This is a genomic window from Lysobacterales bacterium (assembly GCA_019634735.1).
Taxonomy (GTDB): Bacteria; Pseudomonadota; Gammaproteobacteria; order Xanthomonadales; family UBA2363; genus Pseudofulvimonas.
The window spans coordinates 32,515-46,703 of record JAHCAT010000018.1 but is presented as its reverse complement, the minus strand read 5'-3'; the positions used below and the strand labels follow the sequence as shown (position 1 = coordinate 46,703).

Sequence of the window (14,189 nt, the reverse complement as noted above, 5' to 3'; positions counted from 1 at the left end):
TCGGTTCGCGCTTCTCGCGCAGTCGTCCGAGAGAGGTCAATCCTGCTCCTGGCTTGTCGCAGTATGTCGGCGACGTCGGCGACCAGGCCCTGGCGGGTGTCCGCGGCGCCCTGGTGCCCGGAGCGCTGATTTGCTCTCATCATGGCGGCCTTGACCGGCACAAGGAGATTGCGGGATGACTGGGGGCTTCGCTGTCGTGTTCGCGCGCCTGCGCCGCCTGATGCTGGAGGCGGCGCCGGGCATGATCGCCGCCAAGGACGCGCCGGGGACGCTGGAACTGCGCACGCCGGAGATCGACCCCAGGACCCGGCAGCCCGGCTGGTTCGGCACGGTCACCCTCAAGAAGTCCTACGTGGCCTACCACCTGATGCCGCTGTACGTTCGCCCGGAACTGGCGGACGGCCTCTCGCCGGAGCTGTCCAGGCGCAGGCAGGGCAAGACCTGCTTCAACTTCACCCGCGTCGACGAAACCCTGTTCGCCGAACTGGAACGACTGAGCCGCGCGTGCGCTGACTGACCTGGACCTGGTCCGGTCCACCACCGCGACGGTCACCGGAAGTCGCGCCCGAAAACAAGCCGGCGGGGCGGCCGATCCACCAGGCGCGACTGCGGCTGCCGCTGGCACAGCACGCACCGGCCCTGCGCGGCGGTCGCCGCAGCGTCCGCCGCCCTTGCTGGATCCGCCCCCCCGTGCCGGCCGGCGCGTGCCGAGGCCTGCGGGTGCCTGGTCGCAGCCTCGCAGACCGGAAAGGCGACTGCGCGCGTAGCCGCCCCATGTCGCCTGGGCTCCTGGAGGCACCACCGGGCGGGTGCCGTGCGGCGAGGGGCCGGTTTCGTTCGCGATGGCGAACCGCGCGGGCCCGCGCAGGCCGCCGGTGTTCGCGCTGCCGAACGCGGCCATTCGCCAGGTCCAGGCGCAGCGGGCCTGGCACGCCCCATGCGGAGGGAGCCCGGTCGGATCGCATCGCCGGGAGGCTGGCGGGCGCCGGACCGCAAACCACCATGGAGGCTCACCGATGAACCTGCGCAACCGATGGCTGGCTGTGGCGCTCGCCGCCGCGCTGGCCGTACCGAACCTGCACGCCGAACCCTTCACCTTCCAGGGCGTGCTGGAACAGGCCGGCAACCCGATCAACGGCGACACGGACCTGCGCTTCCGCCTGTTCGGCGCCGCAAGCGGCGGCAGCCCGCTCGGTGCCGCCTTCGACGCCCCGGCCTGGCCGATCGCCGACGGCGTACTGACCATCGACCTGGACTTTCCCGGCGTCGTCTTCGACGGTACGCCGCGCTGGCTGGAGATCGAGGCGGGCGGCGTCGTGCTGTCACCCCGGATCGCGGTGCTGCCGGCGCCGCTGGCAGCGTCCGCCAACGCCCTGCGCGGCCGCAGCGTCAGCGCGACTGCACCGGCCGCAGGCCAGGTCCTGAAGTGGAGCGGCAGCCAGTGGGCGCCGGCCAACGAGGCCGGCGGCAGCTACAGCGCCGGCACCGGCCTGTCCCTGGCCGGCAGCGAGTTCTCGATCGTGCCGACCTTCCAGCTGCCGCAGGGCTGCAGCCTGAACCAGATTCCGAAGTGGAACGGCAGTGCCTGGACCTGCCAGGCCGATGCCGGCACCAGCTACAGCGCCGGCGCCGGACTTAACCTCGCCGGCACCACCTTCAGTGTCGTTTTCGCCGGCTCCGGCAACAGCTTCAATGCCGCCCACAGCAATCACCAGCACCTGGGGCAGCACTGGGCCGGAAGCGGCAGCCACGGCCTGACCGTCACCAGCACCGACGCCTTCACCGCCCTGCGCGGCTTCAACATCAATGCCGGCGGCGGCGCCGCGGTCGGCATCCATGGCGAGGCACAGGACAACGCGCAGGGCGTTGGCGTGCTCGGTATCGGATCGGCTCGGGGCATCGAAGGTCGGGCTGCGGCGAATGCCGCCGATGGCGTGTTCGGCGTCAACAACCTCGCCGCCGGCACCGGGGCGGGCGTTCGCGGCGTGGTCGTGTCGCCGGACGGCCGCGGCGTGCTGGGCCAGGCGACGGCGATCACCGGTTTCAACGCCGGCGTGCGCGGCGAGTCCGCGTCGGGTACCGGCGTCGGTGTCGAGGGTGCGAGCACGGCGACCGCCGGTGGCACCGGCGTGCGCGGCATCGGCAGCAACGCCGATGGCTACGGCGTGGTCGCGATGAACCTGTCCGGCAGCGGCGAGGCGATCGCCCTGGGCGCCACCAGCAGCTCGCCCGAGGCCGTCGTGGTGCGCGCCCAGGCGACCAGCGGCACCGGCACCACCACGGCGATCGAGGCGGTGGCCGCATCGGGCAACGGCACCGGCGCGCGCGGCCAGGGCTTCATCGGCCTGCGCGGCATCGGCACCGGCAGCGGTGTCGGCGTGCATGGCAGCGGCGCGACCGGCCTGCTGGCCGAAGGCGTCCAGACCGGCCTGTGGGCCACGGTTTCGGGCAGCGGCGCGACGGCGGTCGATGCCGACGCGACGCCGGCCTCAGGCGGCGCGCTCGGCGTGCGCGCCCGCTCCGGCGCCGCCAGCGGCGCCGGGCTGCGCGCCGAGAACACCGCGACGACAGGGACGGCCAATGCGATCTTCGCCACGGCACAGGCGACCAGCGGCGACACGCTGACCGTGGAAGCGCTCGGCGCCGCCAGTTCCTGGGCGATCCGGGCGCGCAGCGCGGGTGCCGGCGGGCGGGCGCTCAGTGCCGAACTGACCAACCCCGCGACTTCCGGCATCGCGGTGTACGGCCAGGTCAACAGCGCCAGCGGCCGGGCCGCGCAGTTCGTCAACCTGGTTCCGGGCGCCGAGGCCGCCCGCTTCGACGGCAACGTCAACGTCGTGGGCAACGTCGCCAAGCTGGGCGGCAGCTTCCGGATCGATCATCCGCTCGACCCCGGCAACAAGTACCTGTACCACAGCTTCGTCGAGTCGCCGGACATGATGAACCTGTACAACGGCAACATCGTCACCGATGCCCGCGGCTTCGCGACCGTCGAGCTGCCCGACTGGTTCGAGGCGCTGAACGGCGATTACCGCTACCAGCTCACGGTGATCGGCAGCTTTGCCCAGGCGATCGTCGCCGAAGAGGTCGCCGGCAACCGCTTCGTGATCCAGACCAGCCAGCCGCAGGTCAAGGTCAGCTGGCAGGTGTCCGGCATTCGCCAGGACGCCTGGGCGCGCGACCACCGGATCGAGGTCGAGGTCGACAAGCCGGCCGGCGAGCGCGGCCGCTACCTGTATCCCCAGGGCCATGGCCAGCCGGTCACCAGGGGCACCGTGATCGACCAGGCCGACAAGCCGTCCGGAGGTGCGTGATGGCCCGGACATGGCGCGCCGCGTTCTCGGCAGGCCTGCTGCTGGCCGGGAACGCGCTCTGCCCGCCGGCCGCCGCACAGCTGGCCAACGGCGGGTTCGCCACGGGGCTTGGCGGCTGGCAGATCCAGAACAGTCCGGGGTTCTCGGCGTCCTGGGTGGCCGAGGACGCACAGGGCGCACCCGCGTCCGGTTCGGCGCAGATCGGCAACGCCAACCCCGGCACCAACGCAGCAGCGGGCGTGCTCACGCAGTGCCTGCCGGTCAACCCGGTCGAACCTGTCCCCTACGGCGCTTCCGCGCGCGTGCTCGACGAAGGCGAGGCCGATGTCCAGGCCTGGCTGGTGGTCATGCAGTTCGCCAATGCCCTGTGCAGCGGCGAGGCCGCGGCGATCGAATCGTTGACCGTCAACCCGGGGACGCCGGACTGGCAGTCGGCCTCGTCGACCTGGCATCCCGCAGGCCCGCACATCCAGTCGGTGCGGGTCGCGCTGTCCATCCGCAAGGCGATCGGAACCGGGATCGGCGGACTGGTGCGCTGGGACGATGCGTTCTTCGGCGAGGCGGCGATCGCGCTGAGGCGCTGGACCATCGATGCCGGCGGTGGCAGCGCCGGTGGCGGCGGCTTCGAATTGCGCGGCTCGACGGTCGGCCAACCCGACGCCGGCAGTGCCTCGGCCGGCGGCTTCGACCTCCAGGCGGGCTTCTGGAGCGGCCGGCCGACGGCACCGGGCGACCGCATCTTCGCCAACGGCTTCGAGTCGCCCTGACGCCGCTGACCGCACGGGTCGGGCGCATCCGACGGTCGCCACCCCACTGCGGCGTTCGCCCCTGCCCGCTTGCGCGCGGCAGGGGACCGCCCCGGCAAGCCGACATCGCGCCCGGTCTCCGCTCGCCGAACCAGGCGCAGCCCGGCGGCAGGTGGGTTTCGACCGGCCCGCCGCTCGCTCCCAGGGTGTGGGGACGCGTCCCGGATCGGCTTGCGGGTCGCCAGTCGCTGAGCCCCAGGCGCCGGGGTGCCGCGTTCCGGGCATTCTGTCCCGGCGGGCGGGAGGGGCATTTCGCTTGGGCGCGCTTGCGGCGTCGGGACGCGGGGGAGCGGGCGGCGATCGGCGGAAGCGGGCCGGGAGAGCCTGCAACTCAGTCTTCGGAAGATCTCCAGCACCACGCTGCGGCGCCGGCCGCGTGACCGGCAATGCCGGGGTCCCGCGCACATGGCAGACAAGGCACAGTCGCACCCAGGTGGCCCGATGGGGCATCCAGTCGCTGGCGGTGCCACCCACCGGTCACATTTCGCCGGTAACATCTGCACTTCGCTGACTCCCCCTGTTGCCCGTCCGAGGTTTCCCCATGCCTGCCTTACGCCTGCGCGGCGCCCTAGTGGCGCTCGTCTTCGCCTGTTCCCTCGCCAGCGCGCCGGTATCGGCGCAGGTCGTCATCAGCCAGGTCTATGGCGGCGGCGGCAATGCCGGGGCGTTCTATACGCACGATTTCATCGAGCTGTTCAATGCCGGCACCACGCCCGCCAGCCTGGACGGCCTGCAGGTCGCCTACGCCTCGGCCACCGGCAACACCTGGAACAACCGCACCGTGCTGCCGGCGGTGGTGCTGCAACCCGGCCAGTACTTTCTGATCCAGCAGGCCGCCGGCACCGGCGGGACGCAGCCCCTACCCACCCCGGACGCCACCGGCAACATCGCGATGGCCGCCGCCAACGGCAAGGTCGCCCTGATCCTGGGCACGGACCAGATCGCCAATGCGACCTGCCCGTCCGGCCCGACGATCCTCGACTTCGTCGGCTTCGGCACCGCCAACTGCCCGACCGCGCCTAATGCGCCGACGGCGCCGCTCAGCAACACCACCGCCGCCCTGCGCAACGGCAACGGCTGCGACAACACCGGCGACAACAGTGCCGACTTCACGGTCGGCGCACCTGCACCGCGCAACACCGCCACCGCCCTGGCGCCCTGCGCCGGCGGCGGCGACCTGGTGCTGTCGATCGACAGCGTCAGCCAGGCCGAAGGCAACGCCGGTCTTACCCCGATGAACTTCACGGTGACCCTGTCCGGCCCGGCGCCGACCGGCGGTATCGCGTTCACCGCGACCACCACCGACGGCACCGCCACCGCCCCGGACGACTACATCGCGCTGGCCGAAGGCTTCCTGATCGAGGAAGGCGAGACCCAGGCCACGGTCAGCGTCGACATCGTCGGCGACACCGTGCCCGAGCCGGACGAGACCTTCACGGTGAGCATCACCACCGGCGCCGCCGGCGTGGTGGTCGGCACCGGCACGGGTACCGGCACCATCCTCAACGACGACGCCCTGGTCCTGGAGATCTTCGAGATCCAGGGCAGCGGCCTGCGCTCGCCCTACGCGCCGGCCAGCGGCAACGACCTCGGCCAGATGGTGACCACCCAGGCCAATGTCGTCACCGCCCTGGCCAGCAATGGCTTCTTCATGCAGACGCCGGACGCCCGCGACGACAACGACGCGATGACCAGCAACGGCATCTTCGTGTTCACCGGCGCCAGCCAGCCGGCGCAGATCGGCGACGTCGTCGACGTCACCGCTCGCGTCCAGGAGTACTTCAACTGGACCCAGCTGACCCAGGCGACCGTCACGGTGACGGCCTCCGGCGCCGCCATGCCGACCGCCATCGTGCTGGACGAGACCCGGCCGTCGCCGGATCCGGCCAACCTGAGCTGCGGCGACACCAACTTCGAATGCTTCGAGAACATGCTGGTCCATGTGCCGGCCGGCGCGGTGAACATGGGCAACCAGCGCTACGCAAGCGACCTGTTCGCCGAAGCCTTCGTGACCGCCAGCGGCGAGCGGGCCCGGCGCGAGAGGGGCCTGCTGCCCACCGTGGTGCCGCCGCTTCCCGGCCTGCCGGTGTGGGATGGCAATCCCGAGGTGTTCGAGCTCGACGCCGATGGCGCCGGCGCGGTGCCGGTCGGCACGCCGATCTTCGGCGGCGAGCTGTTCTCGGCGACCGGCGTGATCAGCTACCAGTTCGGCAACTATGCACTGCGCCCGGTGACCCTGGACCGTGTCCTGGTCGACCTGCCGCGCGCGGTGCCGGCCAGCGGCGGCGACGCCGAGCTGCGCATCGGCTCGCAGAACGTGCTGAACCTGTGCGTCGGCGGCACCTGCAACCCGACCCAGGTGGCGCGCATCGCCGAGCAGATCGGCGAGGTGCTGGGCCTGCCCGACGTGGTCGGACTGCAGGAGCTCGGCACCGCCACCGCCGGCACCGTGCTGGCGACCCGCCTGAACACCGACTACGGCACCGACTACGTCGCCTACACCGGGACCAGCCCGTTCCCCGACGGAATCCGGGTCGGCTTCCTGGTCAAGACCAGCCGGGTGGCCGTGGAGCGGGTGCGCAACCTGGACGCCGCCGTCACCATCGACCAGTGCAGCGGCACGCCGCCCTGCGCGCTGCACGACCGTCCGCCCTACCTGCTGGAGGCGACCTTCACCGGTGGCGCCGGCGAGCGCTTCGCGGTGATGAACAACCACACCCGTTCCTTCATCGGCATCAACGACCCGCCCCCGGCCAGCACCCGGGTGCGCTTCAAGCGCTTCGAGCAGGGCAAGTCGATCGGCCGCCTGGTGCAGCGCTTCCAGACCGGTGAGGAGCTGGAACCGGCCAACCCGGTCGGCGGCATCGACACCCAGGACGTGCCCCTGGTGCTGGTCGGCGACTACAACACCTTCGAGTACACCGACGGCTATGTCGATGTGATCGGCCTGATCATGGGCACCTACGACGACGACGAGAACGAGTACCAGCTGGCCGGCCCCAACCTGGTCGACCCGCCGCTGCTCAACCTGGTCGAGGACGTGCCGCTGGAGGACCGCTATTCCTACGCGTTCCGCGAGTCCTTCGGCCCGCTGATCGGCGAAGACCCGCGCCAGCTCGGCAACGTGCAGGTGCTCGATCACGGCCTGGTCAATGTCGCGACCCTGCCCTGGTGCGGCGGTCTGGTCTACGGCCGCGGCAACGCCGACGCGCCTGCCGAGCTGCGCAACACCGGCACCGGCGCGGTCGGCAGCTCGGACCATGACGGGTTCGTGATCCGCCTGTTCACCGACCGCATCGGCGCCTACGACTTCGAGCTGGTCGGCCGCTGCGTGCGCTGAACGGGCCGCGGCGGCCAGGGCCGCCGCCACCCCGAGTGACCCCGGAAGGCCGCCCAGTGCGGCCTTCCCTCTTTTCCGGTGCGGTTCCTGATCCCTGCTCTCCCCCGCTCCCTGCTCCCTGGTCCCTGGTCCCCGGTCCCCGGTCCCCGGTCCCCACCCCGCCCGCAATCCCTGATCCGACGAGCGGCCACCCGAGGGCCGCCGCGGCTACCATCCGGCCATGAACGTGCGCCTCCTGCGTCTGCTGCCGCTGCTCCTGCTGGGCCTCGTGGCCGTCGCCCTGGTCGCCAGCGGCAACCTGGAACGCCTGACCCCGACCGCCCTGCTCGACCAGGCCAGCAGCTTCCTGGGACTGGCCAGCAGCCGGCCACTGCTGACCGCCGCGCTGCTGGCACTCGCCATCGCCCTGGTCAGCACGCTGGGCCTGCCCGGCGCGGCCGGCCTGTTCGCGGCCGCCGGATTCCTGCTCGGCGTCGGCCCGGCGCTGGCCGCGGCCATGGTCGGGACGGTGCTGGGCACCAGCGTGCTGTACGCAACGCTGCGCCTGGCGCTTTCCGCCTCGCGCGAACTCGACCCGCGAGCCAGTCGCGCCGCCACGCAGTGGCAGGACCGGTTCCGACGCAGCCCCCTGCTGTTCGCGCTGTTCCTGCGCGCGCTGCCGGTGCTGCCGAACGGCATCGCCACCGCAGTGCTGGCCCTGTTGCGCTGTCCCTGGCCGGTGTTCATCGCCGCCAGCGCGATCGGACCGCTGGGCAACGCCGGCCTGCTCGCCTGGCTGGGCAGCCAGCTGGCCTTCGAGCTGCGTTCCGGCCGGCCGCTGCGCGCCGAGATGCTGGGCGATCCGCGCTGGTGGCTGCCCCTGCTGGCGCTGTCCCTGCTGGTCCTGGTCCCGGCGCTGCTGCGTTCCCGTAGGGGCACCATCGCAGAACGTTAAGGAACGGCAGGCTAGCCTGCCGGCATGCGAACCCGATTCCCCGCCGCGGCCCTGTGGCTGATCCTCATGCTGGCAAGCGCTGCGCCGGCTGCCGCGGCAGTGCGGGTGGAGATCGAAGGCATCCGCGGTGCCGCGCTGCGCGAGAGCCTGGAACGCGCGGCGCCCCTGTACGCCTGGCGGGACCGCCGGATCAGCCCCGGCCAGGCGCGCCGCCTGCACGCCCAGGGGCCCGACGCCCTGCTGCGCACGCTGGAAGCGTTCGGCTATTACCGGGCCACCGTCGAGGGCGAGCTGAGCCGGCAGGGCGAGGACTGGATCGCGCGCTACCGGGTGCGGGTCGGCAATGCGATCCGGGTGCGCGACCTGGACATCGGCTTTCTCGGCGAGGGCGCCGGCGATCCCGGGCTGGCCGCCCTGCTGCCGGGGTTCCCCCTGCAGGCCGGCGACCGCCTGGTGCACAGCGACTGGGAGCGCGGCAAGTCCGCGCTGGGCAGCGCCATCGAGGGCCGCGGCTATCTGCGGGCGCGGCAGACCACGTCGCAGGTGAGGGTATATCGGGAAGACCGGGCCGCCGACATCGCACTGGCCTGGGACACCGGGCCGCGCTACCGATACGGGGAGACGGTCTTCGAAGGCTCGCAGTTCGATGACGACTTCATGCAGCGTTTCGTCCGGCACCGTCCAGGCCAACCGTATCTCGCCGACGACCTGCTGGCCCTGCAACGTCGCCTGATCGATGCCGATTACTTCGCCTTCGTATCGGTGTCGCCACGGATCGCGCGGCGGCGCGGTCCGGCGGGCGAGCTGGTCGAAGGTCGCCCGGAGGAGGACCGGCAGCCGGCAGGCGATGCCACTCGCGAGGCCTTCGAGGGCGGCACAGCCGAGGAAGCCTCGGCGGACGAGGACGACGATCGACCGCCCAGCGTGCCGATCGTCGTCGAAGTCACCCCTGCACCGCGTCACGTGTTCACCGGCGGCGTGTCGATCGGCACCGACTCGGGCGTCGGTGTCCGTGGCAGCGCGCTGCGCCGCTGGGTCAACCGCCGCGGCCACCGGGTCAGCGGCGAGGCCGAGCTCAGCCAGCGGCGCACCGCGGCGGCCGCGAATTACGCCATGCCCAGGCCCGGCGAAGGCATGCGCACCTTGAATGTCGGCGTCTCGCACCTGCGCGAGGAGACCGACACCAGCCGCTCGGACACCACCAGCCTGTACGCCATGGAGAACCGCCTGTGGCGCGGCTGGTTGCGCGACCTGGGGCTGCGCGCCATGTACGGCGACTTCGAGGTCGCCGAGCAGCGCCGCAACTCCACCCTGGTGTTCGCCGAAGGCCGGCTCAGCCGGCGGGTCGCCGACGACGACCTGTTCCCCACGCACGGCTGGAGCCTGGCGCTGGAGGCGCGCGCCGGCAGCGAGGCGCTGCTCTCCGATACCGATTTCGTGCAGCTGCGTGCCGAGGCGCGCCTGATCCATCCGCTCGGCGAGCGCCAGCGCCTGCACCTGCGCGGCCAGCTCGGCGCCACCTGGGTGGACGACTTCGATGCCCTGCCGCCGCCGCTGCGCTTCTATGCGGGCGGCGACCGCACGGTGCGCGGCTACGGCTTCCAGACCCTGGGCCCCGAGGACGAGCAGGGCCGGGTGCTGGGCGGCGAGCACCTGGCCGTGGCCAGCGTCGAGTTCGAACGCGACGTCGCGCGCGACTGGGCGGTGGCGACCTTCGTCGATTCCGGTAACGCCTACACCCAGGGCCGCTTCCGGACCCGCACCGGCATCGGCGCCGGCGTGCGCTGGCGCTCGCCGGTCGGCACGGTGCGGCTGGACATCGCACACGGGCTGGACGGACCGGATCGCCAGATCGCCCTGCACCTGGTCATCGGACCGTCGCTGTGAGGCGGCGCTGGCTCCGCCGTATCGTCCTGGGCCTGGCCGTCGTGCTGCTGGCGCTCGTGCTGCTGGTGGCCTGGCTGGGCGGCACCGGCAGCGGCCTGCGCTTCGTGCTCGGCCGGACCGCGATCCTGCTCGACGACAACCTGCGCTGGCAGCGGGCACAAGGCTCGCTGCTGGGTGGCTTGCGGCTGGAGGGCGTCGATTACGAGGATCCCGCGGTGGGCCGCATCCAGGCCGACGTGCTCGAGATCAGCCCACGCAGCCGCCGCCTGCTGGGCGGGGAGCTGCACCTCACGGGGGTGACGGTCGAGGGGGTTCGCGTGCGCCTGCCTGCGCCCGCCCAGCCCCCGGCGCAAGCTGCTGCGCCGTTCGAGCTGCCCGCCATCGCGCTGCCGGTGGCGCTGCGCATCGACGCACTGCGCGTCGATGGCGTGCGGGTCGAGGACGCCGCCGGCGAAACGCTGCTGGTGCTCGACGAGGTCACCGGCGGATTGCGCTGGCGCGGCGCGCGCGTCGAGGTAGATGCCCTGCAGGTGCGCGCCCCCGAGGGCGAGCTGCGCCTGGACGCTGATGTCGACACCGCCGCCGACTGGACCGGCGAGGCCCGGCTGGCGGGGTCCTGGCAGATCGACGGGATGGCCGCACCGGTCCGCGCCGACCTGCGGGTGCGCGGGCCGCAATCGACGCCCGCGCTGGACCTGGCGCTGCACCAGCCGGGGCCGGCCACGCTGCGTCTGAGCCGTCCCGCCGGCGCGGGCAGCGCCGCCTGGCTGCTCGAGGCGCGCAGCGACGGCATCGAACTGGCCGATCTGCTGGCCGACCCGCCCCTGGGCAGGGTGGCTTTCGCGCTCACCGGCGAGGGCGAGGGCACGGCCGGCGCGCTCTCCGGAACCCTGGCCCTGGACGATCAGACCCTGGTCCTCAATCGCCTCGCTGCGACCTGGCAGGACCCGGTCCTGGTCGTGGAGAGCCTGGACGTCGCCGAGGCGGACGGTCCCGGACGGGTGCTCGGCAATGGGCGTCTGGACTTCTCGCAGGCGGGCCTGAATGCCGACGGCGTGTTCGCCTGGCAGTCGCTCAGCCCGCCGCTGGCCAGTCCCTTCCAGCGCCTGGACAGCAGCGGCACGGTGGTGGTGGCCGGCAGCAACGGCGAACTGGCCGCGACCGCCGCCTTGGTCGCGACGGTCGACGGGCGCATCCTGGACCTGCGCCTGCAGGTCGAGGGCGACCCGGCCGGCACCCTGGCGCTTCGCCAGGCCAGACTGGGCACCGGCGCGGGCTGGCTGGAAGCCGCCGGCACGCTCGACCTGGCCGCCGCGCCGGCCTGGGACCTGTCGCTCTCGGCGCGCGGTCTGGACCCGGGCATGCTGGCGCCGGACTGGCCCGGTGCGGTCGACCTGGAGGCCCGCACGAGCGGCGCGCTGCGCGACGCGGGCGGCATCGATGGCCGTCTCGATCTCGACCGCGTCGGCGGCACCCTGCGCGACCGCCCGCTGACCGGCGGCGGCTGGCTGACGGCCAGCGGCGAGCGGATCGCCGCCGACCTGGCCATCGAGCTGGGCGACAACCGGCTGCAGGTGGCGGGTGACCTGGCGCCGTCGTTCGATGCCGCCGTGGTGCTGCGTCTGCCCGAACCCGGCCTCGTGCTGGAGGGCGCCCACGGCAGCGCCAGCGCCGACCTGCGCGTGACCGGGACCTGGCCCGCGCTGTCCCTGGCCGGCAGCGCCGACGCCCGGGCCCTGCGCGTGCCCGGCCTCGAGGTCGCCCAGGCCGAGGCAAGCTTCGACCTACGCGCCGACCTGTCCGGCCAGCCCACGGCGACGCTGCATGCAAGCGGCGTGGCAGTGGGCGAGGAACGCATCGACGCCCTCACCATGCGCCTGGCGTCGCGCGACGCGCTGACCGAGCTGGCCGCCGAGTTCGCGGTGGCCGGGCGGGGCTCGGTGGCGCTGGCGTTGGACGGCCGTCTGAGCCAGCCAGGACCGGCCTTCGAGGGTCGGCTCCGCGAGCTGACCCTGCGCGCGACAGACCTGCCCGAGCCCCTGGTTCTCGCCGAACCGGCAGCGCTGACCCTGTCCTCCACCCAGCTCAACCTGGCGCAGGCCTGCCTGCAGGCCGCGCCGACCCGGCTGTGTGTTTCCGCAGACTGGCGCGAGCAGACCGGCGGCGCGCTGGACGCCAGCCTGCGCCGCCTGCCGGCGGCCTGGCTGACCGCGCTTGCGGCCAGCGAGCTGCGCGCCGACGGCGAGCTGGGCGGCGAGCTGCGCCTGCGTATCGACGGCGATGGCGCCCTGCTCGGCAGTGCCCGCGTCGAGGCCTCGCCGGGCAGTCTCGTCCTGGCCGGCATTGAGGGCGAAGCGGACGAGATGCTGGTTGGCTGGACCACCGTCGAGGCCACCCTGGTCCTGGAGCCGGCGCAGGGATCCGCGGACATCCAGGTCGAACTGCTGCCCGCCGGCCGCATCCAGGCGCGCGCCATCACGGAGGGGGAGGCCCGGGCGCTGCAGGGCGACGTCGAGCTCGCCCTGCCCGACCTGTCGCTGCTGGCGCTGCTGGTGCCCGACCTCGAGCAACCCCAGGGTCGGCTGGACGGCCGCCTGGCGCTGTCCGGCACTCTGGCGGCGCCGCGCGCCGAGGGCGAGCTGACGCTGTCGGCGTTCACCACCGAACTGCCCGCCCTGGGCCTGCGCGTGCGCGACGGCACGGCCCGGGTGGCCAGCGGCGAGGATGGCCGCTTCCAGGTCGAGGCGCGTGCCGGAACCGGCGGCAGCGGCACGCTGGCGGTCGATGGCTGGGTCGGCCTGCCCGCCGACGGACGGCTGCCCATGGACCTGCGCGTCACCGGCCAGGAGGTCCTGGTGGCCGACCTGCCCGCGGCACGCGTGGTGGTCTCGCCCGACCTGCAGGTGCAAGGCAATGCGCGCGGTCTGCGCGTCACCGGCACCGTGCTGGTCCCGCAGGCGGCGCTGCGTCCGGATCGCCTGGAGTTGGGCGCGGCACGGCCCTCGCCGGACATCGTGGTGGTCGACGACGAGCAGGCAGTGGCCAGCGAGGCGGCGTCGGCGCTTCCCGTGATCGCCGATATCGAGGTCCGCCTGGGCCAGCGCGTCACCATCGAGGGCTATGGCCTGGATGGTCGTCTGACCGGTTCCCTGCAGGTACGCGAACGGCCGCGGCGGCCGACCACCGCGCGCGGCGAGATCGTCGTCGCCGGCGACTACCAGGCCTATGGCCAGGACCTGGAGATCGAACGCGGCAGGCTGGTGTTCGCCGGCGGACCGATCGAGAACCCGCTGCTCGACATCCGCGCCGTACGCCGCGTCCGGGAAGTGGTGGTCGGCCTGGCGGTGACCGGCAACGCCGCGCGGCCGGTGCTGGAGGTCTACTCGGTGCCGGCCATGGACCAGGCCGAGGCGCTGTCCTGGCTGGTGCTGGGCCGGCCGCTGCGGCAGGCCACCAGCGCCAGCGACGCCGACCTGCTCGGCACCGCCGCCGCGGCACTGACCACCGCCGGCGGCGACCTGCTGGCGCGCTCGCTGGGCGCGCGCCTTGGGCTGGATGAGGTGGGCGTCGGCTCCTCGCGGGAGCTGGGCGCCGGTGCGCTGACCGTCGGCAAGTACCTGTCGCCGCGGCTCTACCTCGGCTATGGCCGCAGCCTGTTCGACGGCAGCCAGCTGCTGATGCTGCGCTACCGGCTCAGCGAACGTTTCGAACTGGAGGCCTCCTCCGGCACCCGCGAGGACAAGGCCGGCATCAACTACCGCTACGAGCGCTGAGCGCGGCGACAAGGCAGCGGGCGCGGTGCCCAGCCGTCCGCGCCGGCACGCGCTCCTCACGGTGCGCCGGCGTACCCGGCCTTCACGGACCACCCTCTCCCCCAACCCCTCTCCCGCGCCGCGGGAGAGGGGAGC

7 protein-coding genes are annotated in these 14,189 nt (G+C 73.0%); all 7 read left to right on the top strand.

Annotated elements, in window-relative coordinates; translation table 11 throughout:
- Positions 1-175: 175 nt before the first annotated feature.
- The 7 genes from KF823_15050 (at position 176) to KF823_15020 (ending at position 14,054) form a co-directional block, all read left to right on the top strand.
- Positions 176-517, top strand: a complete 342-nt coding sequence (locus KF823_15050) for a hypothetical protein (protein MBX3727225.1) — start codon at positions 176-178, stop codon at positions 515-517.
- Positions 518-1,016: 499 nt separating this feature from the next.
- Positions 1,017-3,314, top strand: coding sequence for a hypothetical protein (locus tag KF823_15045; GenBank protein ID MBX3727224.1), 2,298 nt, complete (start codon positions 1,017-1,019; stop codon positions 3,312-3,314).
- Positions 3,314-4,081 carry a hypothetical protein gene (locus KF823_15040; protein ID MBX3727223.1) on the top strand — a complete coding sequence of 256 codons (768 nt, stop codon included), beginning with the start codon at positions 3,314-3,316 and terminating at the stop codon, positions 4,079-4,081. The genes KF823_15045 and KF823_15040 overlap by 1 nt, the downstream gene beginning before the upstream one ends.
- A 580-nt stretch (positions 4,082-4,661) precedes the next feature.
- Positions 4,662-7,460, top strand: a complete 2,799-nt coding sequence (locus KF823_15035) for a lamin tail domain-containing protein (protein MBX3727222.1) — start codon at positions 4,662-4,664, stop codon at positions 7,458-7,460.
- A 220-nt stretch (positions 7,461-7,680) separates the two neighbouring features.
- A complete protein-coding gene (locus KF823_15030; GenBank protein MBX3727221.1) occupies positions 7,681-8,394 on the top strand; it encodes a VTT domain-containing protein in 714 nt (237 codons plus the stop codon).
- Between the two features lie 24 nt (positions 8,395-8,418).
- Complete coding sequence (locus KF823_15025; GenBank protein ID MBX3727220.1) at positions 8,419-10,281, top strand: outer membrane protein assembly factor; 1,863 nt, start codon at positions 8,419-8,421, stop codon at positions 10,279-10,281.
- A complete protein-coding gene (locus KF823_15020; GenBank protein ID MBX3727219.1) occupies positions 10,278-14,054 on the top strand; it encodes a translocation/assembly module TamB domain-containing protein in 3,777 nt (1,258 codons plus the stop codon). Before KF823_15025 ends, KF823_15020 begins: the two co-directional genes overlap by 4 nt.
- Positions 14,055-14,189: the final 135 nt, after the last annotated feature.